The organism is Streptomyces sp. NPDC052042 (genome assembly GCF_044548345.1).
Taxonomy (GTDB): Bacteria; Actinomycetota; Actinomycetes; order Streptomycetales; family Streptomycetaceae; genus Streptomyces.
Genome location: NZ_JBIUBU010000031.1, coordinates 2,438 through 25,501 on the forward strand (window position 1 = coordinate 2,438; position 23,064 = coordinate 25,501).

Genomic DNA, 23,064 nt, shown 5'->3' on the forward strand with positions numbered 1-23,064 from the left:
GGGGGGGGGGGCGTTCCGGGCTGGTGGGGGGGGGGGGGCGGGGGGCGGGGGGGGGGGGGCGCGCGGCCGCCCCCCCCCCCCCCCCGCGCCGCCCGCCCCCCCCCCCCCCCCCACGGCCACAGCCGTAACCGGCGATTTCTCACCGGCCCGATCGGTTACGGGACACGACCTTGATAGGAGCAAGTGGATTCAATGACTGTTGCATTTCCGAACCGGCGGCCCCTGCTGAGCCTGGCGGATCTCAGCCCGGAAGAGGTCACGGACATCGGCGGGATCGCGTTCCGCTACGGACAGGACCCGGAATCCTATGCGGGCCGCATGGCCCGGACGGAGGGTCGGCCTGGTGTTCACCGCGCCATCGACCAGGACCCGGACGTCGTTCTGGAGTGCGGCGATGACGCTGGGCTGCGACGTCCTTCACCTCGGCCAGGCCGACCTACAGGTCTCCACGGGTGAGACCTGGAGCGACACCGGCGCGATGCTGGCCAACTACCTCGACGTCGTCGTCGCCCGCACCAACGGACCGCAGCGCGACCTGGCCCAGCTGGCGGAGCACGTACCGGCGACGATCGACGCCCTGACGTTCGAGGAGCACCCCACTCAGGCGATCGCGGACCTGTGCGCGATGCGTGAGCACTTCGGTGACGTCACGGGGCTGCGCCTGGCCTATCTGGGCGAGGTGAACAACACGGCCCGGGCGCTGGCGCTGCTCGTCTGCAAGTTGCCCTTCCACAGCCTCGACGTCTACAGCCCGGACGATTCGGGGTTCTCCGCGCGGGAGATCGAGTCGCTGAACGCCATCCGGGGCGAAGAGGTCGTCCGCCAGCACCATCAAGTGCCCGAGACACCGGACGCGGTCGACGCGGTGTACACCACCCGGTGGCAGTCGATGAGCGCGGCCCGGCACGATCAGGACTGGCTGGCGCGCTTCGAGGGCTTCAACGTCACCAAGGACCTGGTGCGGCGCTTCAGCGGATCGACCGAAGCGGTGTTCATGCACGACCTGCCCGCGGTCCGGGAGCAGGAGGTGACGTCCGACGTCCTGGACGGCATCAGCGTGACCTCGCTCGTGCAGCGGCAGGCCTACCACAAGGCGTCCGCCGCCGCCGCGGCGCTGTTGTGGACCTCGGGTGTGCTGTCTTGAGCATCGCCGAGCGGCTCGACTCCGAGGTGCGCAGCTACAGCCGACGGTGGCCGGCGGTGTTCAGCCGGGCCGTGGGAAGCCGACTCTACGGGGCGGACGGCAGGCCCTACCTGGACTTCTTCGCCGGGGCCGGCACGCTCAACTACGGCCACAACAATCCCGTTCTCAAGCGCGCGCTCGTCGACTACGTCGAGAACGACGGGGTCACGCATGCTCTCGACATGTGGACGGTGGCCAGAGGGCACCTGCTGGAGGCGCTGGAGGAGAAGATCCTCGCGCCGCGAGGACTGGCGTACAAGGTCGTCTTTCCCGGTCCCGCCGGAGCGAGCGCGGTGGAGGCGGCGCTCAAGCTGGCGCGGAAGGCCACCGGACGGAAGTGGGTGGCCCACTTCAGGAACGCGTTCCACGGCATGACCCTGGGAGCCCTGTCGGTGAACGGCAATCCGGCGATCCGCCGCACCGCCGGGACGGCCCTCGCGGACTGCGTGGAACTGCCCTACGACGATCACCGTCCCGGTGTCGCGGACATCGAGGGTCAGCTGGCGGTTACCGAGGGCGGACTCACCGGGATGGCCGCCGTCATCGTGGAGACCGTGCAGGGCGAAGGCGGGATCAACGTAGCCCGCGTCGAGTGGCTGCGGGAGCTCGCCGCCGTCTGCCGACGCCACGGCATGCTCCTCATCGTCGACGACATCCAGATGGGCTGCGGCCGCGTCGGCTCCTTCCTCAGCTTCGAGGACGCCGGGATCGAGCCCGACATGGTGTGCCTGTCGAAGAGCATCAGTGGCTACGGGCTTCCGATGGCGCTCACGCTGATCCGGCCCGAGCTGGACGTGTGGGAGCCGGCGGAGCACAACGGCACCTTCCGCGGGTTCAACCTGGCGTTCGTGACCGCGGCCGAGTCGATGCGCCACTACTGGAGCGACGACGAGCTGGAGACGTCCACCAGGAACAAGGGAGAACGTGCCGGCGGAGGCCTCCAGCAGATCGTGGCCTCCTACCCCGGGGAAGGCCTGTCGACCTGTGGGCGCGGCCTCGCCCTGGGCCTGAGGACCGCCGGCGGCGCCATGGCCGACCGGATCAGCGCGGCGGCGTTCGAACGCGGTCTTCTGCTGGAGACCTGCGGTCCGGACGGTGGAGTCGTGAAGCTCCTGCCGCCGCTCACCGTCTCCGACGGCGACATCGACCTCGCGCTGGACATCCTCGACGCATCCGTGAAGTCGGCTCTCGCCACGCACGTCTGAACCCGTGGGCGACACCACAGGCATATTGGAAGCGAGGAAAGAAGAACCATGACGCAGCACGAGGGACGCATAGTGGTCACCGGCGGCGGCGGCTTCGTCGGCTCGCACCTGTGCGAGCGGCTGCTCCGCGAGGGCTTCGCGGTGGTGTGCCTCGACGACTTCAGTACGGGCTCCGTGCGCAACGTCGAGCCGCTGGCCCGCCACTCCGGCTTCGAGCTGTTGGAGGCCGACGTGTCGGCCGCCTTCGAGATCGGGGGCGCCGTCGACGCGGTGCTCCACCTCGCGTCCCCCGCTTCCCCCGTCGACTACCTGAGACTCCCCCTGGAGACGATGCGGGCCGGATCCACAGGAACCCAGAACGCCCTGGAACTGGCCTGCCGCAAGGGCGCCCGCTTCCTTTTCGCGTCCACCAGCGAGGTCTACGGCGACCCGCAGGTCCACCCCCAGCCCGAGAGCTACTGGGGCCATGTGAACCCGGTGGGCCCGCGCGCCGTCTACGACGAGGCCAAGCGCTTCAGCGAGGCGCTGACTGTGGCCCATCGAGAGGCACGCGGCCTGGATGCCCGGATCGTCCGGATCTTCAACACCTTCGGACCGCACATGCGCGCCGACGACGGCCGGATGATCCCCAACTTCATTCGCCAGGCCATCGCCGGAGAGCCTCTGACGGTGGCCGGGGACGGCAGCCAGACCCGCTCTCTGTGCTACGTGAGCGACACCGTGGAGGGAATTCTCCAGCTCCTGTGGGCGGAGGGCGAACAGGGACCGGTGAACATCGGGGGGACGCGCGAGATGACCGTGCTCGCCACGGCCGAGATGATCTGCGGGCTCGTCGGTTCCTCCTCGGCCATCGAGTTCGTCGCTCGTCCCCAGGACGACCCTGGCCTGCGCAAGCCGGACATCAGCAGGGCCGAACAGTCCCTCGGCTGGCAGCCGGCGGTGAGCATCGAGGCCGGGATCAAGCGGACCATCGAATGGTTCCTGGAGAACAGCGTCCTGCTCGGCTCCTGAGCGTGACAGGCCGACTGGATTGGGCGGGCCTTCGCAGCCATCGTGCCCCTGTCGCGCTGGTCGGCGCGACCGGGGCACGATGAGCCGTGCGTCAGGGGGCCTGTCGCAGGCCGCTGTGACGTCAGCCCAGCGTGCCCATCAGGCCCGTGACGTAGGTGTCCAGGCGTCGTTCCAGGACGCTCGTCGTGAGGTCGGTCCTTCCGGCGGCCTGGTACGCCTGCGCCCACAGGTCGACCTCTTCGGAGCAGGACAGCGCGTCCCGCACCAGCCAGTACAGCCGCTCGCTCGCCGCCGTCGCCAGCGCCCCGCCCGCCTCCTCGTACTCCTCGACGAATCGCAGACCCCATGACGGGTCGTGCAGCAGCGCGAGGTTGGTGCAGCAGTGGGCGACGTCGAGGTCCGTCGGGCCCCAGGAGGGCTGTGACCAGTCGACGACGCCGGTGATCCGAGCTTGCTCCGGATGCGAAGGCGGTACGTCGAACAGCACGTTGCCCGGCTGGAAGTCGCGGTGCAGGAAGCGACCCTCGTAAGGCGGCGCGGGCTTGCGGATCACGTCGATCGCCGCGGCCCAGGTGGTCGCGTCACCGCCCTTCGGAACCACGACCGACTCCGCCGTCGTCAGCGTCCTGAACTCCTGGGGGTGCTCGGCGGGCTGGAGCGAGTGGATGGCGACGAGTTGACGGGCCAGCAGGGGTGCACGCGTCTCGACTCCCGCGTCGTCGAGGACCGAGCGGCCCTCCAGATGCGTCATCAGGAGCGAGGGGTACTCGCAGTGCGCGGCGGTCGGATCGACGGCGACCAGATCCGGAGCGAGCGCATCGGTCCCGGCGAGGAGTGTCAGGGCGCCAGCCTCCCTGTTCAGCCACTCTTCGGCGTTCTTCAAGTAGAACGGGTCGACGAAACTCCGCAGCACCAGCTGACGCGTGACCGCGTCCTGTGTGCCGATGGTCAGCCTGCGCATTTCCGCGGTCATGCCGCCGTGCAGCGTTTCGGTTTTGACGACCCGTTCGCCTTCGGTCAGATGCCGGTGCACCCAGGCCAGCGTCCTCGGTCGGACAGTCATCTCCTCATGAAAGGTATTCACGGCGTCATGTGATCACGCGACACCGACAGGCGGCAAGCGTCCTCCGGACCACCAACTCTGCCGGGCGTGCGGGGCCGGGAGTCCCGGGAACTCGCCTACGTCATAGGCGATTTGGTAAACCCTCTGCTACGGTTCCGTGGAAAATGCGGCCGACCGGCGAATTGAAACCCGAAGAGGGTGCAGTGGACGGAGCTCATCATGGCGCGTTGGGGGAATATCTATATCGCGGCGACGGCTGTGGATCTGCCGCCCGTCGTCCCGGTTTCAGAGGCCGTGGCAGACGGCAGATATCCGTCGAAACTCGCGGAGCGAACGAAGCAGCGGACCGTCGCGGTCGCTCCGGAGGGAGAGGCTCCGGGGGCATTCGCCGCCCGCGCGGCGAAGGCGGCCCTGGTGGAGGCGGGATATGGCTTCGACGAGGTCGAACTGCTCGTTCACACGTCCGTCCTGGACCCGTCCCCCCGGATGTCGAACCCCGTGATGTGGCTTGAGCGGGAAATAGGGTCGGGCGGCTTCCGGGACGTGGCGCAGCTGATGAACGGATGCGACGGGGTCGTGAACGGCATTCGCTGGGCCGCCGCTCATCTCACCTGCGAAACCGAACACAAGGCCGCGCTGATCACTGCCGCTGAAAGCTGGCAGCCGAAAGAGGTGATCGACCGGTGGACGGTCGACCCGGACACGCCGTTCGGAGACGGCGGAGCGGCTTTGGTCATGGCAAAGGATAACGGAATCGCGCGTGTTCTCGCGGCCGTCAGCCGTACGCAGCCGAAGCTCGAAGGGGTTCACCGCGGCCCCCGTGTATTCGGTCAGGGCGTCAGCCTTCCGGTCAAGCTCTCGGAGCGCTCCCGCGCCTTTTATGAGACGTCCGACATATCCCGTGACGAAGCCTGGAAGATGCGCGGTGACGGAATCGGCATCGTCATCGAGAAGGTATTGGCCGATGCCGGCGTCGCACGCGAACGAGTGGCCCGAATCGTACTGCCGTTCAGGGGGCGCCAAGTCCTGGAGGAGGAGTACTTCCCGTACCTCGGAGACTTCGAGCCCGCGCGATCCAGCGAGGAGCGGGGGCGCGAGATCGGTCATCTGGGCGGGGCGGACCCGATCGCGGCCCTTCACTACGCGATCACGTCCGGCGAGCTCTCCTCGGGTGACCACGCCATCGTCTTCAGCGAAGGCGTGGGGATCGTGCAGTCTGCCGTACTCGTCGAGATTGTCTAGGATGACCACGACGTCCGGCTACAGGAACGTGCGCATCGGAACGGCCACGAGGCTCGGCACGGCCGCCCCCAGCGGAGACGCGATCGCCGTCCACGTCCAGGAGGACGGCACCACCGCCGCGGCCGTGGTCGACGGCATCGGCCACAGCCTCCGCGTCGCCTCCGTGGCGCAGCTGCTCGCCACGGTCATGGCTCGCGTATCGGCCCGCCGGGGAAGCCTCGCCGGCCTTCTCACCGGCACCGAGTTGGTGGTCGATCCGGGCTCGGGTGACGAGCCGGAGCCGGAGCCGGACGCCGTCGCGGTGGTCGCGACGGCGAGGGCCGCGGGGGACCAGATCCGCATCGCGTGGGTCGGCGACTGCCGCGCCTACGCCCTGGATGAGGGACGGCTTCGTCCTCTGACGGCCGATCACAACCTCGCGGAGCAAATGGCTCTGTGCGGGTACACCGGCGAGATCCCGCGCCCGGCCGCCAAGTGGGTCCGCACGACGGTGCGAAGCGCTGTCGTCGCCACCGTGTCGGAGGCCTGGACCCGGTCCCCCCTGGTGGTGCTCACGTCGGACGGGGTCCACGATCAGGCGCCGCACGCCGCGATGGAGGCGCTGGCCCTCATACACGAGGACGAGCCACAGACCCTCGCGGAGGCCCTGGTTGCCGCCGCCGAGACCGGGACTGACGGCGTCAGGGACGACGCCACCGCCATCGTGATCCGCCGCGCCTGACGCGGGCGGCCCCGGCCCCGGCTCCGTGATCACACCGGACGCGATGGGGTCATCTCACCCGTGACCAGTGGTCACGGGAAAACCTCTAGGGAGGGTACGTGTCGAGCAGCGAGGGCATCGTGGTGCTGACCACCAGGGAGAAAGAGTGGTGGTTGAGCCTGCAGGAGATCATCCCGGCCATCGAGCGCGTCTGGGACCGCATCGGCCGGTCCGAGCGGAAGACCGTCAGTACGGTGTGCGTGCCGCTGCCACCCGAGATGGAACAGCGCCTCCACACCCGTGCCTCGCAGGTGGAGCGCATCGTCCTGACCACGGTGACGCCCGGAACCGTCCAGGCCGCACTCCGTCTGCGGGCGCAGATGGAAGAGCCCGCGCCGATGACCCTCTACGTGCACGGGGACGGCCCTGAAGGGTTCGAGGCCTTCGGTGCCCTCACGGAGGTGTTCACCGAGAGGGACACGTTCGTCGTGACGTGCGAAGCGGAAGCGGCGACGGTCCGTGCCTGTTTCCCGAACGCCCGGATCGAGCGGATCCCGTTCCCCCTGGTTGACCTGTTCAAGATAAACAGCCGGAAACGGCGTACGAAGGACGAGATCACGCGCTTGGCCTACGTCGGACGCGTCTCGGAGCAGAAGAACCTGCACAACCTGTTGTTCGCCCTGTGGATCATGCGCACCTCCGATGCCCCGGCGCCGCCGGTGACGCTGGACGTGTATGGCGGTGAGGACAACCTCGGCAGCCCCAACATGGGGCTCACCTCTCCCGAGTACGGCGCCTACCTGCGGGGGCTCGCCGAGACGTTGGGCCTGGCAGACGTGGTGACCTGGCACGGAGCCAAGCCGAGGGACTGGCTCTTCTACGACGTGCACCAGGAACCCCATGTCCTGGTGTCGCCGACGCTGCACTCCGACGAGAACTTCGGCTCGTCCGTGCTGGCGTCCCTGGTCAACGGCCACCAGGTGGTGACGACGGCCTGGGGCGGGCACCAGGGGTTCCAGGAGTGGTTCCCGGAGCAGCTGACACTGGTGCCCGTCCACGCGTCCCCTCTGGGCCCGGTCGTGGACCCCGGCACGCTGGCCGGCGCCATCCTGGCCGCGGTGGGCAGGTCCTCGGCCGTGGTGGAGGAAGCCGCCCTCGACCGGGGACGGTCAGCCTTCTCGGAAGCCGCCGTGATCGTGCGCACCACGGACATGCTCAGCCGACCCGATCGCGCCCCTGTGCCGTTGGAGAAGTCGCCGATCCAGCAGCGCATCGATGAACTCAGGGTGGAGTTCGGCGGCAAGCGCAAGATCTACGCCGATTACGGGGACCCGATCGCGCGGGTCTTCTTCGAGGCCTATGGCATGGAGAAGCCACTCCGCTTCGATGAGCGGTCCGGCTACGTTCTGGCGCCGTGGGTCAGCTGCTCCGACGATGTCGTGAACATCGCCGACCCGCATCGCGGAAACCGGAGTTACAAGGCCGACGATCGGACCTCCACGCCGTGCGACGTCATGATGACCCCCTCCATGAAGAAGCACCCATTGCCGGAAAGCCTCGTGAGGGAGCTGGTGGCTCAAGGCTACGCATTCTCACTTGAGCTGAAGGGCTGAGTTCCGCCACGCGGGTGGCGGAGCCCGTCACCTCCATGGGCTGCACGCCCCTGCCCTGCGGGAGGGGGACTGCTGCCCGTTCATGTGCCTGCAAGCTCCGGCATGGTGATTCATCCCACCCCCATCGACGCAAGGGAGCTTCTGTGGTGGGTAGGTGAACAGAAGCCAACGCGCAGGTGGAGGCAGTGTCATGAAGATTTTGCGCGAGCTGGTTCTCGTCGTCTGGGTGCTGGTTGCGGCGATCGGCTTGTTCTGCGGTGGCAACGCAAGCGCGGACACCTTGGTTGTCTCTGGCGTGGGCGGCGTCTCCGTCTCCGACGCCGGCTGGGGCTGACCGGAACCGGAACCCCTGCTGTTCTGACAGAACTTCACCTTGTGGCGGTCCATCAAGCAGCCGCGCCTCTTCTGCCTCTCCGTCTCCATCGCCGCCTGTCCCTACGTGGCCGCGGGCTCTCAGGCGTCTTGGTGAGGGCGGCCTCCTGAAGCCCTTCACACCTTCTTACGAGAACGAGCGAACAGGTCGACCCTGATTCTGACCGGGATCGAAATCGAGCGAGAACGGATGAACGGTCATCGGGACTGCTGCAGGGTTGGGTGACACCTGTCCTGGCTTGCTGAGAAGTGGCCTGGAAGGATGTTGCAGTGCCCAAGCCGTATCCGAAGGAGTTCCGCGAGGACGTCGTGCGGGTCGCGCGCAACCGTGAGTCCGGCGTCACGCTGGTACAGATCGCTGCCGACTTCGGCGTTCACCCGATCACGCTGTCGAAGTGGCTGCGCCGCGCCGACACGGACGAGGGCGTCAGGCCCGCGACGACGTCGGGTGAGTCGGCCGAGCTGCGCGAGGCCCGCGAGCGCATCCGGCTGCTGGAGCAGGAGAACGAGGTTCTGCGAAGGGCTGGAGCGTATCTGTCGCAGGCGAACCTGCCGGCAAAATGATGTACCCGCTCGTCCGCGAGCCGGCCGCCGCCGCTGTTCCTCGCCGGGTGCCGGTGGCGGTGACGTGCCGGGTGCTCGGGCTGGCCCGCCAGCCCTACTACCGGTGGCTGGACCGGCCGGTCACAGATACCGAGCTGTCCGAGGCATGCCGGGCCAACGCCCTGTTCGACGCGCATCGCGGCGATCCAGAGTTCGGTCACCGCTTCCTTCTCGACGAGGCCCGGGCCGCCGGTGAGGCGATGGCTGAGCGGACCGCCTGGCGGATCTGCCGGGGCAACGGCTGGTGGAGTGCCTTCGGCAAGCGCAAGGGCCGTGGGAAGAACGCCAAGTCCGAGTTGGGTGGCAGCGTCTCCTGGTGAGGCGTCCAGGGGTAGGCCACGCAAGGAGCGAATTGTGGAACTGCCGGTCTCGTTACGTGGTATTTTGAGACTGTGAGTTCCGTAAGTGAAAGCGGCGGGCCGCGTTCGGGCAGGCCCCGGTCCAAGTGCATCGATCACGCCGTGCGCGAGGCGACGCTGCACCTCCTGGAGGAGGTGGGCTACGCCCGGCTGCGCATGGATGCTGTAGCGGCCCGCGCCAAGGTGGGGAAAGCCGCGCTGTACCGGCGCTGGCCGTCCAAGGCGGCCTTGGTCCTCCAGCACCTGATCGGCGACCTGTCCCCCCGCGCACCGGCGGACACCGGCACCCTCCGCGGCGACCTGCGCGTCATGACCCGGGACACCATCGCGCGCATGACCCATCCGCGCGTACACCCAGCGCTGCCTGAACTGCTCACCGAGTTGGTGCGCGACCCCGCGCTCCAGCGGCTCTTCGAGGAGGCGTGCCTGATCCCCGAGCGGGACGCCGTGCGTGCCGTCGCCGAACGGGCCGTTTCCCGGGGTGAGCTGAGTCGAATGCCGGACGTGGGCTGGGCGTACGCGCAACTGACCGGACCCGTGTTCGTGTGGCTGCACCTGCTGCGCGAGACCGCCGATGAGGCGACGGCCGACCGGTTGGCCGACGACGTGGCCGCCGCCTGGACGGCCAGCGAGGAATGGCAGGAACGAGAGGTGGGAGAACGATGAACGCGTGGCTGTGGGCCGGGCAGATCTTCCTGGCCGTGGCGTTCGGCGCAACGGGGTTGTGGAAACTGGTGGTACCCAAGAACAACCTACGCGCGTCGATGCCGTGGGTGGACGACCTGCCACAGGGCACGGTCCACGCGATCGGCGCGGCGGAGGTCATCGGGGCGATCGGTGTGACCCTGCCGTGGGCTCTGGGCATCGCTCCGGTCCTGTCGCCCTTGGCCGCCGTCGGCCTGGCGCTCGTGATGGTCGGCGGCTTCGCCACCCACATACGGCGGCACGAGTACGTGCGGTCCCTGTCCAACGTCTTCTTCCTGACCATCGCCGTCCTGGTGGCTGTGGGGCGCTTCTAGAAAGCCCCGCCCACGTACACGGGAGGAAGAGCCACTCGTTCGGACGCTGACTCCAGCGGTCCTCAGGAACTGCCCTCGGCGGTGTCACCGGCCGCCGGTAGCGTGACTGGCGTGATGATGGGCACCGAAGAGACCCGGCTGGCTGTCCTGCGCGGCAACAGTGCCTCGGGCAAGTCGTCCATCGCGGCAGGCCTCCGCGGATTAGCCTGCCCATCGGCTGCGCTGATCGGTGTCAGCACCACGGCGGCCCATCGACCGCGCCCCTGCCGAAGGGCGGGACGTCGGCACTGACGTCCCGCCCTTCCGTCCTGCAACTCACGCGGTGGCTGGCTCCGGCACCGTGAACAGTGACTGTGGGTCGCTCTACGCGCTGGGAAGGCCGCGGAGCATGACGGCGTAGAGCGGGATGTCGGGGAAGGGCTGGCGTTCGCCGATCTTGCGGTAGCCCCACGTTTCGTAGAGGGCCTGGCCGGGGGCGGGGTGTCGACGAGGAGGGCGGTCAGCTGCTCAGGCCGGGGGCGAGGGGGGTGTCGTGGAGTTGTTGGGCGAGGCCGGTTCCACGCCACTTCGGGCGGATCATCAGCTCGGACAGAGCGAAGGCGCTGTCCGGGGTGGGGGCGGGGGAGAGGTGCCCGCGCCAGGTTTCGCGGCCGAGGGCGGCGGTGGCACCGTAACGACTTGGGGAGCGGTTGCTGGTGATGGGACAGCTGGCTGTTCAGGGCTGAGCTGCGTCGAACGGCAGACCACGGTGGAAGACGACCCTGGCTTGATCCGGGCCGTTGTAGTCATCGACAACCTTTGCGTCGAAGCCGAGGCGGCGATGGAATGCGATCGAGTTGGTGTTGCCGACCGAGGTGATCGCCTTCAATCGGAGCGCGCCTTGGTGGTGCGCGGCGTCGGCGAATGCCGCGTACAGGCGGTGTCCGAGACCGGTGCCGCGGGCATCGTCCCGTGTGGCGATCAGGTGGACGTACCCGGTGCCGGTCGGGGTGACGAACCCGATGACGTATCCGCGGATTCCGTCCTCGGCTCGGGCGACCAGGCATGTTTCACCGAACTCGTGCACCAGCGCGAGAAGATGCAGGGGCCGAAGGTCGCGATCTCCCCAGTACCGGTGGTGATCAGCAAGGACCTGGTGGATATCCGTCATCTCGGCCGGCGTGATCTGTGTGCGCATGGCAGGGATCATGGCAGGCGCCCTGCAGGAAGGGAAAGTGGGTGTCGATCGGGCCGTGACATGGCAACGGCCGAACGGGTTGGGCGGGTTGTGGCGCCTGCCTGGGCCCGTGCGGCCTGTTCCCATCCTGCCCTGTCCGGGGTCTCCCGCGCACACTTCGGCGGGTTGCTCGAAGAGCTCGCCCCGAAGTGGGAAGCGGCCCGGGAGTCGGCGCTGCGTGAACGACGCGGCGGGGACCGGCGGCGGGCGGCCGGAGCTGGGCCCAAGCAGCGCCTGGTGTTCATCGACCGGCTGCTGATCACGCTGGTGCACCTGCGGCTGGGGCTGCCGCACGTGGCGCTGGCACAGCTGTACGGGGTGGACCGTTCCACCGTGTCCGGGGCGATCCGCGAAGTCCGGCGGCTGCTGGCCGCTCGAATGTCCCATCCATCGGGTGCGTCGACGTGGAAGCCGAGTGCGGCATTGGCCCTGGCGGTGAGTTTCTGGTGCTTGATGTCGAGGACGCAGTCGAAGGAGACCTTGGCGATGGTGATGTCGACGTCGACCGCGAATGAGAATCCGTTGTGGTTGACATCGATCTCGGCTTTGGTTTTTACGACATCGAGGAAGCTGATGCTTCCAGAGAGGTGAAGGATCTTCTCGGGGAAGCTGTTCCCCGTCTTCTGGAGATTGACTTCGAAATGGGGGCCTTTCTTCCCGGAGGCGTCCGAGACGGTGAGGATTTTCGCGAACCTGAGGGGTTGGGCGATGTCGCTCTTGGCGGTGATGCCTTCCTCGCCGACGCTGGCGTGGAAGCGCCATATGTTGTCGAAGAAGTTGATGTCGCCGTCAGTAGTGATGCCTTGCGACCAGACCCCTTGGGTGACGGGGTCGGTCCAGCCGCCTGGGAGGGCGACGGCGTAGAGGGCGAGTTCCTTGATGGCGATGTCCTTGAGGAAGTCAAGGGCGTCGGGGATGTCGTGGAAGATGAGGCCGAGAAGGTCGTGGAGGGAGACGTCGTGCCCGGTGTGGGTGGTGTCGAGGCTGAACACGAAGGCATCGACGTCGGGCGGTTCGACGGCTCCGTGGACGGCGAGTTGGAGGTCGACGCCGCCGACCTCGATGTGGCCGCCCCCGCCGAGGCCGAGCCCGTCGCCCGCGTAACCGATGCTGAGGAAGAAACTGTGGATGGTGAAGCCCTTGATCCCGAAGGCGTCCCTCAGCGCGGGCTTCTTGGTGTCGGCGTACGCGGGCAGGGGCCGGACGACAGGTGCCGTGGGAGTGGCGGTGATGACGGCCGGGCCGGGGGCATCGAGGGCGAAGCCCAGCTGGTAGGGCAGAAGAAGGCCGGGGCGCCCGCCCTCACTGTCGGCGCCCTGGAGGATGAGGTCCAGGCTCATGCTCCAGGCGACCTCGGTGCGGGAGGCGGAGCCTCTGACAGTGAACAGCAGCGGGTCGTCCGAGATGAAGGGGGCATGCAGGACGAAGGTGGTGTCCAGCTCGATCGACGGAGCGGCCGCTCGGCGAACGCAGCAGCCGCACCGATCGCTTCCCCGCCCGCCTCCTGTAAGACGGCGAGGTGGCCACGCGTGGTGCCATGGCCCTTGGGAGCCGCCCGGCCGACCGCCGACGGTGCGGCGGCCGGTGAGGCGCCCAGGGCGAGGATAGCTGCGGTCAGGGCGAGTGCGGCTACTGCCGTGAGCAGGTGCCTGGCGCGCTTCAAAGGGTGGTCCCCCATGTTCGGTGGCGTACGGGTTCACCGGGGACCGAACCGGCCCGGCAACGGTCTGCTCCAGGGGCGGAATCAGCCCCTCCGTGGTCATTTGTGGCTACTTCCGGCCTCACACCACCATTCCCGTGGCAGCTACATTCACCCCCCGACCGGACACACACAAGACCAGGGGGAAACAGACAACGATGCGCCTCATAGAACCCGTCAGCCACATCGGCAGATCATTCATGGCGGTGACCGCTACGGCGGCCGCCTGCGCGGTCACCGCCCTGAGCCTTGCCGCCTCACCGGCTGCTGCGGCACCCACCAACACAACGGCGTCCCGGCCCGGCGACACCTGCACGGCGGCCGACCTCGGCACACGCCACCCGTACATCAAGACCACCGAAGTGTCCCCGACGATCACCCACTTCAAGGGCTGGTACGTCACCGAGGGCACAACCGGCAACCAGACCGTCAGCACCAGCACCGAGACGACCATCACGGTCTCCGTCGGCCTCGACGGCAAAGTCGAGGGCAGTTTCGCCGTCGAGACCCTCGGCACCGTCGGCGCGAGCCTGGGCCTGAACGTAAAGGTCGACTACTCCTCCACCAGCAGCGAGTCGAATTCGGTCACGTGGAACTTCAACCAGCCCGGCTACTACGGCGTCTACAAGGGCACCAAGAAGGTCACCGGTACGTACGGAAGCCTCAACTGCAACCGTGTCCAGCAGGGTGACGGCAGTTGGGCGTTGAAGTGGATCGAGGGGCCCGGCAGCGGCAGCTTCACCACCTACACCACCCTCGAGGAAGGCGCGGTGCGCTGCGAGGACAAGGTGCCCGCAGATAGCATCATGGCCAAGGCACAAGACCTCCTCGACTGCGGCTCGGCCGCCGTGAAGGCCGAGCACCCGGCGGGTGCGGTGGCGCCGACGGCGAAGCAGAAGCGGGACCGCCTCGTGCAGCGCCCGGCTCTCATCAGCGGCACGTCCGCCGAACAGCCCAAGGCCACCGGGCGTAGCGCGCGGGCCGCTCTCGACTGCCAGGCCGACGCCTACAAGATCGCCGTACCCGGCAAGCCCCTGTCCTGGGGCGCGCCGCTCTTGGCGAACGACGGTGTCCGCCTGCGGCCCTCGACGATCTTCAGCGCCCACCTGGACAACTGGCGCCTGTGCAACGTGACGGAGCACAACGGGGTCCTTGAGGCGTCCCTGTGGAACTGGGGCAACAGCGGGTGCGCGACCATCGCCGAGCAGAACGCGGCCACCGAACGGGCGGTCCTGATGACGGCCCCCTGCACGGAGGACGACCTCCAGCGGTTCTACATCTACCGCGACGTACCCGGCAGCTCGAAGATCGGTGTGCAGAACAAGTACACCGGCTCCATGATGGGCCACGACCGGTACGCGGACGGGGAGTTCATACGCCAGTACTCCAGCGGCAGGCAGGACGGTACGGGTACGTACACCCTGATCGGAGTCTGACGGCCCACACCCCGTGAGCGGCCCCGCACGTGAACCCCCGACCTGCCGGTTTCGTGCGGGGCCCTCCACGTCCCTACTCTGAGCCCGGCCTGGGGACCAGCGGAGCAGCCGACACCTCGTTGCCCGACAACGCACTTGCCTAATGAACGCCCGCATCAACCGTGATGGCCGTCGCCCGCCCCTGCGAGGTGATGAGCCAGGCCAGCACCTGTTCCGTCAGCGGCGTTCCCCCTGGGCCCTCGACCTTCCAGTGCCCCCGCCACCCTCCACCAGGCACCGTGGCCACGACCTGGTCGGCTCGCTCCAAGTGCGAGAAGTCCTCGTAGTCCGTCACCGGACACAGTGCACCACGTTTGGGATCGACGACCAGAGCCGTCCCGGCCGCCTGGTCCCAGCCCTCTACACGCACCATGCGGCCGATCTCGGTGTCGGTGCCGTTGAAGATCGCGGTCCAGCCGGTCTGATTGAAATAGCAAAGAGACGCCGCCCCATCATCTCGAACAACAACGCTCGCGCTTCACGAGTCTCCTTGTCAGCGGCAGCTCACGCATCATCCGAACCAGCGATGGCACCACACCTGTTGCAATGACTAGGATTCAGTCTCAAGCCGCTGAGCTGTATCGACGCAAACTTCGAAGCCGTGGCCACATCCTTCTCCCCAGAGAATCGCCGCGCTCGGGCGCACCCTGCCCTGGCACACCGGTGAGGTCACCGGTGGCCGGCCGCCGTCGCCCGGCTGGGCGGATGAGCAGAAGGCGGCCTTCGCCCGGCTCCGCCAGGAGTGCCTGGCCCTGTCGGAGGCCGTCGGCATGCACCCGTACTGGGAGTCGGTCGCCGGCGAGGAGCTGGTGAAGCGGCGGATGGAGTTGAAGGCGACCACCCGGATGGAAGCTGTCCCGACGGCCTGATGCTGCGCATCGACCGGATCGCCGCCATGACGGGCACGGCCAGGCGGCTGTCGTCAGGTCGTCATCGAGGCGGACACCCGGCTCGTCGTCGCCGTCGGCCGGCCGCTGCCCGGCAACCACAACGACTGCAAAGCGTGGGAGTTGGGCTACGCCCCGGACGGCGCGGGTTCCGCAGTGCTGGTTCCTTCGGGCGTGGGCCGCGTTGCTCGCATGGCGAACAGGAGCAGGCCCGCCGCGGCGAAGACCGCGCCGGTGGCGACGTACAAGGACCGCGGCGCCCAACCAGCGTCCAGCAACCACCCTGCGACTGTTGGTGCGAGGATGGCTCCGACCCGCCCGACGCTGATGGCCGCGCCGATACCGGTCGCACGCAGTTTCGTCGAGTACACGCCCGGTGTGAGGGCGTAGAGCCCCGCGATGCATCCGTTGACGGCGACGCCGATGACCGCGCCCAGGCAGAAGGCGAGGGCCAGCAGGCTGGTGGAGGCAGCGAAGGGGACGACCAGGACTCCGGACGCGAAGAGGTAACTCCGCAGCACGCTGAGCAGCGCGTACCGTGCCGCCAGCACACCCAGGAGAGCCGTTCCGAAGATTCCTCCCAGGTTGAGCAGCGTGCCGCCGGTCAGTCCTTGGCTCGAGGACATGCCGGCTTCCACCAGAAGCGTCGGGGTCCAGCTGGTGACGAAGTAGAAGGCGGCCATCACCAGGAAGAACGCACCGCACATCACGAGGGTCGGCCCTCGCAGTCCGCGGACGAGCAGGACACGGAAACCGGTCTGCGAGTCTTCGCCCGCAGAGATGGCCGGAAGAGCGTCGAGCTCGGCGTGCCCCATCTTCCGGGCAAGGGAGTTGACCCTCTGCAAGGCGTTCGCCGGCCTCCTGGTGACGAGGAAGTCGATGGATTCGGGCAGGCACCAGTAGACGAGCGGGAGGATTCCGAGCGTGGCCAGACCGCCGGTGAGGAAGACCGATCGCCAGCCGTAGTGGTCGATGAGGACCACGGACGAGAGGCCGCCCACCGTGGCGCCGACGGCATATCCCGTCGAGTTGAGCTGACCGCGAGTCCGCGCCAGCGCTGTGAGGCGAACTCACCAGCGATCACGTTGCTGCAGGCCAGGACCGCGCCGATGCCCACGCCCGTCACGAGCCGAAGCGCCCCCAGCTGCTGCCAGTTCTGGCTGGCCGACGAGAACAGCATGCCGAGGGCGGCCACGGCCAGCCCGGCCAGGATGACAGGCCGGCGGCCGACCCGGTCCGCCCTGGGGGCGACGAGGAGCGCGCCCAGAGCCATTCCGGCCAGGCCGCTGCTGAGGAGGCTCCCGAGGATGCCGGGGGTGAGGTGCCACTCGCCGGAAACGGTCTTGCCGGTGAAGGACATGACCAGTACGTCGAATCCGTCGAGCGTGTTGAGGAGCACACAGACCGCGATCGCGCTCCACTGGAAACGGCTCATGGGGCCCCTTGTCCAGGGCCTCCCGCAATGCGGCGCTCATCGGGCGGCCCGCCGAGAGACGGGACGAACTCGGTGTCGGCTCGAAGCTGCTGGGCCAGCTGCTCAAGAATCCCGGCGAACCGCCGGGGGACCTGGGCAGGCCCATCCCAGGACACAGGCCACCAGGTTCACCGGCTTCGGTCCAGTCCCGCAGACGCCGCCGGCACGTGACTCCGCTGCAGGGTCTCATTGCGGCCTTGCCGCTTCCGCGATGCAGCTCCTTCGAGCAGGTCATCCATCCAGGCCCGGGTGGCCCGGCGTTCGGCGACGACGGCCGGCCGATCATTCTGACATCCCGTCAGTTCGCATCGCGTCGGCCCGCCATACGCCGCCTTCCAGGTGGCCATCGTTGCCCAGCACCAGCACCAGCACCAGCACCAGCACCAGCACCAGCACCAGCACCAGCACCGGCACGGCCACAGCCTGGCCCCGGCGCAGGAACGGCGCCGGGGGCGCCGGTGTCTTCGCCGTACCGTGGCGTCCGGTCCGCTCCGGTGCAGGCCGTGCCTCGAAGCCGTTGGCGTGTGTCAGGCTGCTGTCAGCGGCCGACCGGGTCCTCCCAGGCGCGGTCCCCCGGAGCCGTCAGTGCCAGGTGGCCGCCGTCGTGGAGGGGGGTCGGCACCGTGAGCGTGGCCAGGAGTTCGGTCTTGTCGAAGAGGTGGACCTCGCCGTGGCCCCCGCGTGTGACGGCGGTGAACGGGGCGCCCGGCGAGGCGGCGACCGCCCGGCGCTGGACTCCGTCCCATGGCGTTCCTCCCGGCTTCGGCGCGCCGTCCATGGGTGGCAGCGGGCGACGGGCTGCCACCCGGACCTCTCCGCCCGGGAGTTGGGCCGTCAGCAGGATCAGTTCATCGCCGTCGGGGTGCACCCGCGCGTACGCGATATGTTGCCCGGCAACCGCGAGCCGGAAGATCAGCCCGGGGCCGAGTGGTACGTGACCGGTGCGGCCGGTGTCGAGGGCGTGGAACCAGGCGTCGTTGGTCCACTCCGGCCATTTCCCAGGGTCGGAGGGGCCGCCGCGTACGCAGGACCACAGTGCCCGGCGTGCGGGATCGAGCCGCAGGTAGTAGCCGCGTCCAGGCGCTGCCCAGGGTATCGGTTCCTCCATGAGCAGGCGGTCGCCGTCGCGCCGGGCCCGGTGCACTCCGCTGGCCGCGGCGGCGAACAGCCGTCCGGTGAGCCGGTCGTAGGCGTCGCCGTGGCCGTCGTGGTCGGGCAGTTCCCTCTCGCACATGGGTGAGATGGGGGGACTTGCCGGGGCGGCGCTCTGGAGGTCGCCGTAGCGGTAGGCCGTCAACGTGCCGGGCTCGCGGTGCCGCAGGACGACGAGCGGGCCGCCGGGGCCGCCCGGCATCGTCACGCCCGGTTCGCCGACCCGTGTGCGTACCCGGACCGATCTGCGGCGGTCGAGGTCGACCGTGGTCAGCAGGTCCGACCACGGCTCCTGATTGCGGCCCAGGCCCGTCGTGACTGCGAACCGGCGGCCGGACGAGTCGGCTGCCAGGTGTTCGGCCGGAGTCGCCACCGGCATCGTCGCCGCGATCAGGGGGCGGCCCGCGTCGGGGCCGTAGGGATCGAGGACGACGAGCTCGCCGGCGAGGTCGTCGACAAACGCCCAGTGGCCGCTCGGGAGGGCAAGGAAACCGGCATGTTCGGCGAGGTGCCTGCCCTCCACGACCCCCGTCACCCGGCCGTCCGGCAGGTCCAGTACCCGTATGGATCCGGCGACTTGGTCGGCTATCAGCAGGCGTGGGGCGAGCGGCATGGCGAGGCTCCTGGAGGGTGGACGGTCGGGAGGTTATTGGTAATGATTATCATGAGGCTTGCTTGCGTGGGGTGGGGGAGCAGCCCGGGGCGCCTCTGTCTCACGTTCACGTCAACGCCCGTCCCGGGACCGAGTCGGAGAGCCGAGAGTCATATGTCACGCAGAATGCTGAGGACCGTTCGTCGCTGGGTCGCCGCGGCCGTCATGGGGACGCTGCTCGTCGGCTGCGGATCCACTGCCGCAGAGACCGGCGGCCCCGGGAGCGGTCATGCGGGGGCCAGGACCGATGTGACGGTGGAGCCCATCACCGCCGCCCGCTCCATCACCGATGCCGAAGGCGTCACTGTCGCCACGAAGGCCGCGCCGCGGCGCGTAGTCTGTCTCATCGCGCTCTGCGACGACATGCTCGCCGAACTGGGCATGACGCCGGCCGCCACCAATTCCCAGCTGCTCGCCCACCCGAAGTTCCTGGGCAAGGAGAAGGCCGCGAAGATACCGGTCGTACCGGGCGGTTTCCTTGCGCCCGAGGCCGAGGCGATCCTGTCGTACAAGCCGGACCTGGTGATCGGCCTCAAGGACACGCACGGCAAGCTCGCGCCTGCGCTGAAGGGCGCGACGGTGTTCTGGCCGGTTCAGCCGGACAGTTGGGAGGACAGCGTCGGCTACCTGCGCAACCTCGCCGCGCTCACCGGACGCATCTCGCAGGGCGAGGCGGCGGAGAAGGCGTTCCGCGCCAAGCTCGCCAGGGCGGAGAGCGCCAGGAGCGACAGGACTGCGCTCATCATCTTCGGCAGCGACGAGAACTTCGGCGTCGCCACACCCGGCAACGATGTCGCCGCCGGGCTCTTTCCCAGGATCGCGCACTACCCGTGGAAGAGTCGTGGCGTCGACGGCACGTACAGCATGGAGGAGATCCTCGCCGCCGATGTCGACGTGCTGTTCGTCGAAACGCTCTCCTTCGGCGGAGCTTCCGAGGCCCGGCTCTCCGACAAGCTCGCCAAGAACCCACTCTGGTCGCGCATTCCGGCCGTCAAGAACGGCGATGTCCAAGAGGTCGGCTCCGAGGTGTGGGCCAAGGGCCGCGGCACCCGATCTCTCGGCATCGTCCTCGACGAGGCGACGGCAGCACTGAAGTGACTGTGCGACGCACCGTGCTCCAAGTCGCTGCGGCCGCAGTGGTGCTGGCAGCGGTGACCTCCAGCGCGTTGTGCCTGGGAACGCCGTACGTGCCGCTTTCCGCGCTCGTCGACGCGCTCGGCGGGGACGGCCTGGCCGGCGTCGTCGTCACCGAACTGCGACTGCCCAGGCTCGTGCTGGCACTTGTCGCCGGCGCCTGCCTCGGTGCCGCCGGGCTGGTGCTCCAGGAGGCCCTGCGCAATCCGCTCGCCGTCCCGGAGATGCTGGGCGTTTCCGGCGGGGCCGCGCTCGGCGTGGCGGCTCCGCTGGTGCTCGCCGTGTCCGTGCCGCTCGCCGTGCAGCCGCTGCTCGCCATCGGCGGCGCGGCGGTCGGCGGCGTTCTGACGCTGCTCGCTGCCGGGTTCGGGCGCAGCCCCTCGGGCGTACTGCTCACCGGGGCGGCCGTCGCCGCCGCTCTTCAGGCCGTGCTGCTCGTGCTGATGGTCCTGGCCGACCAGTTCGACCTCCAGCTCATCTACCGCTACCTGCTCGGCAGCCTCTCCGCCCGTACCTGGGACGACGTGACGGGCCTCGGGCCCTGGCTTCTCCTCGCCGTACCGGCCCTGATCCTGTGCGCCCCGGTGCTGAGCGTGCTGCGGCTCGGCGACGACGACGCCCAGGCCCTGGGCCTACGGGTGCGACGGGCACGACTGGCCGCGCTTGCCATCTGCGTGCTGCTCATCGCGCCGGTCGTCGCCGTGTGCGGACCGATCGCCTGGGTCGGCTTTCTCGCGCCTCACCTGGCACGCAGGTTGCGTCCGGGCTCGCACGCGACGGCCTGGCTGCCGTGGTCGGCGGCCTGGGGTGCGCTGGCCGTGGCCTGTGCGGACCAGCCGGCGCGGCTCGCCCTGGCGCCGACCGAGACCCCGGTCGGCGCCTGGACGGCCCTGGTCGGCGTCCCGGTGGGCGTCGCCCTGCTGAAAGCGAGCCGCCAATGACCTGCCTGCCGAGGTACACGCGCCGAACAGCCTTGCTGGTGCTGCTCGTCGGGGTTGTCGCGACTGCCGGACTGTTCGCCGGACGCGCGCTTCCGGCCTCCGGTGTCTGGGAGGTGCTGAGCGGTGGCGGTGACCCCACCGCCCGGCACATCGTTCTTCAACTGCGCCTGCCGCGCACCCTGGTGGGCCTGGTGGCGGGCGCCTCGCTGGGCCTGGCCGGAACGGTTCTGCAGTCGGCGCTGCGCAACCCGCTGGCCGGACCGGAGGTCACCGGCGTCACACCGGGCGCCGTTCTGGGCGCGGTGACCGCGACCGGGCTGGGCCTGGCGGGCTGGCAGTCGCCGGCCGCAGTGGTGACCGCCGCGTGCGTGGGCGGGTTCTCGGGGGCGGGGCTGCTGTGGCTGCTCACCGGGCGTGAGCGAGGTGACCCCGCGCAGACGGCCGTGAACGGCGTGCTCGTCTCGGCGGTGCTCGCCGGACTGACCGCCATGGTGCTGCTGGTCGCCCCCGGAGAGCTCGGCAGTGTCGTCCAGTGGCTGGTCGGCTCCACCGAGGGCCGCGTGTGGGCTCACTGGCACCTGCTGTGGCCCTGGGCGACGGTGTGGGCCATCACCGCCTGCGCGATGGCGGCCCCTCTGGCCCTGCTGCGCTGCGGGGACGAACAGGCCGCGGCGGCCGGGCTGAACACCGGACGGGCGCGGGGCGCGGCGCTGGGGTGCGCCGTGGCGCTCACCGCCGGGGCGGTCGCGGCCGTCGGCGGGCTCGGCTTCGTAGGACTGCTGGTGCCCCATCTCGCGTTCGCTCTCTTCGGGGCGGAGCTGCGTGCCGCGCTCCCCGGGGCGGCGCTGCTCGGCGCCGTCGTGGTGGGCGCCGCAGACGCGGGTGCGCAGCGGCTGTCCCGGATGGCCGCCGTCGCCCTGGACATGGACCGGCTGAGCATCCCCGTCGGGGCGCTCACGACCTGCGGTGGGGCGGCGCTGCTGCTGATCGTGGCGCGCCGCCGCACGGCGAGTGAGGAGTGAAGTGGACACTGTTGTGGAAGCCGGGGCCAGGAGTGCGCTGCGAGTCGAAGGGCTGCGCTTCGGGTACCCGGGCCGAGAGGTCCTCGACGGGGTCGATCTGGGCATCGCCACCGGCGAACTGGTCGCTCTCGTCGGCATCAACGGTTGCGGCAAGAGCACCCTGCTGCGGCTCTGCGCCGGTCTGCTGAGACCGGTGGCCGGACGGGTGCTGCTCGACGGCGACGACCTGTCCTGTCTCTCGCGGCGGGCGGCCGCCCGTGGGGTGGCTCTGCTGCACCAGCAGGCCCCACAAGTACCGGGTATGACGGTGCGTCACCTGGTGCGTCAAGGGCGGTACGCGGTACGGGGGCCGCTCGGCATGCTCCGCGACGGCGACGACGCGGTGTGCGCACGGGCCATGGCCGACGCCGGAGTGACCGAGTGGGCGGACCGGCCGGTGGACGCGCTCTCGGGTGGTGAGCGCCAGCGCGTACGGCTGGCCATGGCGCTCGCCCAGGACGCCCGTGTGCTGCTGCTCGACGAGCCGACCACCTACCTCGACCTGCGTCACCAGTTGGAGGTCATGCAGACGGTGGTGCGGCTGCGCGAGGAGCGCGGGCTGACGGTCGTGATGGTGCTCCACGACCTGGGGCACGCGGCGCGGTTCGCGGACCGGATCGTGGCGCTGCGTCGCGGCCGCGTGGCGGCGGACGGCCCGCCGGCCGAGGTGGTCACCCCGGCCCTGTTGGCCGAAGTCCTGGGCGTGGCAGGCCGGGTGGGCCGTGATCCGGAGGGTGGCTGGCCGGTGTGTTACGTGGATCACCCGCTCTCCAATATTGCAAAATGACAATCATATTCATTAGTGTCTGTGGTGCGTCGCCGGACCGGCGGCGCGGTCACCCGTACTGAACGGAGACTCATTTCATGGAACAGAACAAGGTGTTCACGCCGATCGCGGAGCAGGACCAGCTCGCCCACCTGTCGGCGACCCACTCCAACGCCCTCGTCGAGAACCCCTTCGACGACGCCGTCGAGGCGGACACGGACCAGTAGCGGCGAGGGC

22 protein-coding genes and 4 pseudogenes are annotated in these 23,064 nt (G+C 69.1%); 20 read left to right on the top strand and 6 right to left on the bottom strand.

Annotated elements, in window-relative coordinates; translation table 11 throughout:
- The first annotated feature begins 307 nt into the window (after nucleotides 1-307).
- From ACIHCL_RS32135 to ACIHCL_RS32145, 3 genes are read left to right on the top strand one after another with little or no spacing between them, the layout of a single operon-like run.
- The gene (locus ACIHCL_RS32135; RefSeq protein ID WP_399867551.1) at nucleotides 308-1,144 is read left to right on the top strand and encodes an ornithine carbamoyltransferase; all 837 of its coding nucleotides are present in this window, start codon (nucleotides 308-310) and stop codon (nucleotides 1,142-1,144) included.
- Nucleotides 1,141-2,388 carry a diaminobutyrate--2-oxoglutarate transaminase gene (gene ectB / locus ACIHCL_RS32140; protein ID WP_399867553.1) on the top strand — a complete coding sequence of 416 codons (1,248 nt, stop codon included), beginning with the start codon at nucleotides 1,141-1,143 and terminating at the stop codon, nucleotides 2,386-2,388. The genes ACIHCL_RS32135 and ectB overlap by 4 nt, the downstream gene beginning before the upstream one ends.
- A gap of 48 nt (nucleotides 2,389-2,436) precedes the next feature.
- Nucleotides 2,437-3,399 (top strand): NAD-dependent epimerase/dehydratase family protein, encoded by a 963-nt coding sequence (locus ACIHCL_RS32145; protein WP_399867555.1) that lies wholly within the window; start codon nucleotides 2,437-2,439, stop codon nucleotides 3,397-3,399.
- 121 nt (nucleotides 3,400-3,520) lie between these two features.
- On the opposite strand, the gene ACIHCL_RS32150 is transcribed toward ACIHCL_RS32145, so the two are convergent.
- Complete coding sequence (locus ACIHCL_RS32150) at nucleotides 3,521-4,462, bottom strand: phosphotransferase family protein (RefSeq protein WP_399867557.1); 942 nt, start codon at nucleotides 4,460-4,462, stop codon at nucleotides 3,521-3,523.
- A gap of 501 nt (nucleotides 4,463-4,963) precedes the next feature.
- Here ACIHCL_RS32150 and ACIHCL_RS32155 point away from each other — a divergent pair.
- From ACIHCL_RS32155 to ACIHCL_RS32195, 9 genes and pseudogenes are all read left to right on the top strand, one after another.
- Nucleotides 4,964-5,704, top strand: a complete 741-nt coding sequence (locus tag ACIHCL_RS32155; RefSeq protein WP_399867655.1) for a hypothetical protein — start codon at nucleotides 4,964-4,966, stop codon at nucleotides 5,702-5,704.
- 1 nt (nucleotide 5,705) lies between these two features.
- Nucleotides 5,706-6,425 carry a SpoIIE family protein phosphatase gene (locus ACIHCL_RS32160; protein ID WP_399867559.1) on the top strand — a complete coding sequence of 240 codons (720 nt, stop codon included), beginning with the start codon at nucleotides 5,706-5,708 and terminating at the stop codon, nucleotides 6,423-6,425.
- A 98-nt stretch (nucleotides 6,426-6,523) separates the two neighbouring features.
- Nucleotides 6,524-8,017, top strand: coding sequence for a glycosyltransferase (locus ACIHCL_RS32165; RefSeq protein ID WP_399867561.1), 1,494 nt, complete (start codon nucleotides 6,524-6,526; stop codon nucleotides 8,015-8,017).
- 190 nt (nucleotides 8,018-8,207) lie between these two features.
- Entirely contained in the window at nucleotides 8,208-8,351 is a 144-nt protein-coding gene (locus ACIHCL_RS32170; RefSeq protein WP_399867563.1) for a hypothetical protein, read from the top strand.
- Nucleotides 8,352-8,659: 308 nt separating this feature from the next.
- A complete protein-coding gene (locus ACIHCL_RS32175) occupies nucleotides 8,660-8,953 on the top strand; it encodes a transposase (protein ID WP_399867565.1) in 294 nt (97 codons plus the stop codon).
- On the top strand, nucleotides 8,950-9,312 hold the full coding sequence (locus ACIHCL_RS32180) for a hypothetical protein (RefSeq protein ID WP_399867567.1): 363 nt from the start codon (nucleotides 8,950-8,952) through the stop codon (nucleotides 9,310-9,312). Before ACIHCL_RS32175 ends, ACIHCL_RS32180 begins: the two co-directional genes overlap by 4 nt.
- 72 nt (nucleotides 9,313-9,384) lie before the next feature.
- Nucleotides 9,385-10,017 (top strand): TetR/AcrR family transcriptional regulator, encoded by a 633-nt coding sequence (locus tag ACIHCL_RS32185; protein WP_399867569.1) that lies wholly within the window; start codon nucleotides 9,385-9,387, stop codon nucleotides 10,015-10,017.
- Nucleotides 10,014-10,370 (top strand): DoxX family protein, encoded by a 357-nt coding sequence (locus ACIHCL_RS32190; protein WP_399867571.1) that lies wholly within the window; start codon nucleotides 10,014-10,016, stop codon nucleotides 10,368-10,370. Before ACIHCL_RS32185 ends, ACIHCL_RS32190 begins: the two co-directional genes overlap by 4 nt.
- A 114-nt stretch (nucleotides 10,371-10,484) precedes the next feature.
- Nucleotides 10,485-10,572: pseudogene (locus ACIHCL_RS32195) on the top strand (kinase); the annotation flags it as partial.
- Nucleotides 10,573-11,085: 513 nt separating this feature from the next.
- Here ACIHCL_RS32195 and ACIHCL_RS32200 read toward each other — a convergent pair.
- Nucleotides 11,086-11,547 (bottom strand): GNAT family N-acetyltransferase, encoded by a 462-nt coding sequence (locus tag ACIHCL_RS32200; RefSeq protein ID WP_399867572.1) that lies wholly within the window; start codon nucleotides 11,545-11,547, stop codon nucleotides 11,086-11,088.
- A gap of 60 nt (nucleotides 11,548-11,607) precedes the next feature.
- On the opposite strand from ACIHCL_RS32200, the gene ACIHCL_RS32205 reads away from it, so the two are divergent.
- Both ACIHCL_RS32205 and ACIHCL_RS32210 read left to right on the top strand, forming a co-directional pair.
- Nucleotides 11,608-12,177 carry a transposase family protein gene (locus tag ACIHCL_RS32205; RefSeq protein WP_399867574.1) on the top strand — a complete coding sequence of 190 codons (570 nt, stop codon included), beginning with the start codon at nucleotides 11,608-11,610 and terminating at the stop codon, nucleotides 12,175-12,177.
- A 1,266-nt stretch (nucleotides 12,178-13,443) separates the two neighbouring features.
- Complete coding sequence (locus ACIHCL_RS32210) at nucleotides 13,444-14,721, top strand: hypothetical protein (protein WP_399867576.1); 1,278 nt, start codon at nucleotides 13,444-13,446, stop codon at nucleotides 14,719-14,721.
- A gap of 139 nt (nucleotides 14,722-14,860) precedes the next feature.
- Here the strand turns inward: ACIHCL_RS32210 and ACIHCL_RS32215 are convergent, their stop codons facing one another.
- Nucleotides 14,861-15,133 (bottom strand): hypothetical protein, encoded by a 273-nt coding sequence (locus tag ACIHCL_RS32215; protein WP_399867578.1) that lies wholly within the window; start codon nucleotides 15,131-15,133, stop codon nucleotides 14,861-14,863.
- 550 nt (nucleotides 15,134-15,683) lie between these two features.
- On the opposite strand from ACIHCL_RS32215, the pseudogene ACIHCL_RS32220 reads away from it, so the two are divergent.
- Nucleotides 15,684-15,774: pseudogene (locus ACIHCL_RS32220) on the top strand (IS5/IS1182 family transposase); the annotation flags it as partial.
- Between the two features lies 1 nt (nucleotide 15,775).
- Here ACIHCL_RS32220 and ACIHCL_RS32225 read toward each other — a convergent pair.
- The 3 genes and pseudogenes from ACIHCL_RS32225 to ACIHCL_RS32235 form a co-directional block, all read right to left on the bottom strand.
- Nucleotides 15,776-17,082: pseudogene (locus tag ACIHCL_RS32225) on the bottom strand (MFS transporter).
- Nucleotides 17,083-17,403: 321 nt separating this feature from the next.
- A complete protein-coding gene (locus ACIHCL_RS32230) occupies nucleotides 17,404-17,535 on the bottom strand; it encodes a hypothetical protein (RefSeq protein ID WP_399867580.1) in 132 nt (43 codons plus the stop codon).
- A 124-nt stretch (nucleotides 17,536-17,659) separates the two neighbouring features.
- Nucleotides 17,660-18,886 carry a hypothetical protein gene (locus tag ACIHCL_RS32235; RefSeq protein WP_399867582.1) on the bottom strand — a complete coding sequence of 409 codons (1,227 nt, stop codon included), beginning with the start codon at nucleotides 18,884-18,886 and terminating at the stop codon, nucleotides 17,660-17,662.
- Between the two features lie 153 nt (nucleotides 18,887-19,039).
- Between ACIHCL_RS32235 and ACIHCL_RS32240 the strand changes: the two genes are divergently transcribed.
- From ACIHCL_RS32240 to amiA, 5 genes and pseudogenes are all read left to right on the top strand, one after another.
- On the top strand, nucleotides 19,040-20,023 hold the full coding sequence (locus tag ACIHCL_RS32240) for an ABC transporter substrate-binding protein (protein ID WP_399867583.1): 984 nt from the start codon (nucleotides 19,040-19,042) through the stop codon (nucleotides 20,021-20,023).
- A gap of 41 nt (nucleotides 20,024-20,064) precedes the next feature.
- Entirely contained in the window at nucleotides 20,065-21,000 is a 936-nt protein-coding gene (locus tag ACIHCL_RS32245; RefSeq protein WP_399867657.1) for a FecCD family ABC transporter permease, read from the top strand.
- The gene (locus tag ACIHCL_RS32250; protein WP_399867585.1) at nucleotides 20,997-22,022 is read left to right on the top strand and encodes a FecCD family ABC transporter permease; all 1,026 of its coding nucleotides are present in this window, start codon (nucleotides 20,997-20,999) and stop codon (nucleotides 22,020-22,022) included. Before ACIHCL_RS32245 ends, ACIHCL_RS32250 begins: the two co-directional genes overlap by 4 nt.
- A gap of 13 nt (nucleotides 22,023-22,035) precedes the next feature.
- A pseudogene (locus tag ACIHCL_RS32255) lies at nucleotides 22,036-22,864 on the top strand (ABC transporter ATP-binding protein).
- A gap of 61 nt (nucleotides 22,865-22,925) precedes the next feature.
- Nucleotides 22,926-23,054 (top strand): streptamidine family RiPP, encoded by a 129-nt coding sequence (amiA, locus tag ACIHCL_RS32260; protein ID WP_399867587.1) that lies wholly within the window; start codon nucleotides 22,926-22,928, stop codon nucleotides 23,052-23,054.
- Nucleotides 23,055-23,064 lie beyond the last annotated feature (10 nt).

Bases quoted from the DNA above. Each gene is read 5' to 3' on its own strand.
- ACIHCL_RS32135 (WP_399867551.1), top strand. From the start codon at position 308: ATGCGGGCCGCATGGCCCGGACGGAGGGTCGGCCTGGTGTTCACCGCG.
- ACIHCL_RS32155 (WP_399867655.1), top strand. From the start codon at position 4,964: ATGTGGCTTGAGCGGGAAATAGGGTCGGGCGGCTTCCGGGACGTGGCG.
- ACIHCL_RS32170 (WP_399867563.1), top strand. From the start codon at position 8,208: ATGAAGATTTTGCGCGAGCTGGTTCTCGTCGTCTGGGTGCTGGTTGCG.
- amiA (WP_399867587.1), top strand. From the start codon at position 22,926: ATGGAACAGAACAAGGTGTTCACGCCGATCGCGGAGCAGGACCAGCTC.
- ACIHCL_RS32235 (WP_399867582.1), bottom strand. From the start codon at position 18,886: ATGCCGCTCGCCCCACGCCTGCTGATAGCCGACCAAGTCGCCGGATCC.
- ACIHCL_RS32240 (WP_399867583.1), top strand. From the start codon at position 19,040: ATGTCACGCAGAATGCTGAGGACCGTTCGTCGCTGGGTCGCCGCGGCC.
- ACIHCL_RS32145 (WP_399867555.1), top strand. From the start codon at position 2,437: ATGACGCAGCACGAGGGACGCATAGTGGTCACCGGCGGCGGCGGCTTC.
- ACIHCL_RS32210 (WP_399867576.1), top strand. From the start codon at position 13,444: ATGCGCCTCATAGAACCCGTCAGCCACATCGGCAGATCATTCATGGCG.
- ACIHCL_RS32200 (WP_399867572.1), bottom strand. From the start codon at position 11,547: ATGCGCACACAGATCACGCCGGCCGAGATGACGGATATCCACCAGGTC.
- ACIHCL_RS32160 (WP_399867559.1), top strand. From the start codon at position 5,706: ATGACCACGACGTCCGGCTACAGGAACGTGCGCATCGGAACGGCCACG.
- ACIHCL_RS32180 (WP_399867567.1), top strand. From the start codon at position 8,950: ATGATGTACCCGCTCGTCCGCGAGCCGGCCGCCGCCGCTGTTCCTCGC.
- ACIHCL_RS32150 (WP_399867557.1), bottom strand. From the start codon at position 4,462: ATGACTGTCCGACCGAGGACGCTGGCCTGGGTGCACCGGCATCTGACC.
- ACIHCL_RS32215 (WP_399867578.1), bottom strand. From the start codon at position 15,133: ATGGTGCGTGTAGAGGGCTGGGACCAGGCGGCCGGGACGGCTCTGGTC.
- ACIHCL_RS32190 (WP_399867571.1), top strand. From the start codon at position 10,014: ATGAACGCGTGGCTGTGGGCCGGGCAGATCTTCCTGGCCGTGGCGTTC.
- ACIHCL_RS32205 (WP_399867574.1), top strand. From the start codon at position 11,608: ATGGCAACGGCCGAACGGGTTGGGCGGGTTGTGGCGCCTGCCTGGGCC.
- ACIHCL_RS32250 (WP_399867585.1), top strand. From the start codon at position 20,997: ATGACCTGCCTGCCGAGGTACACGCGCCGAACAGCCTTGCTGGTGCTG.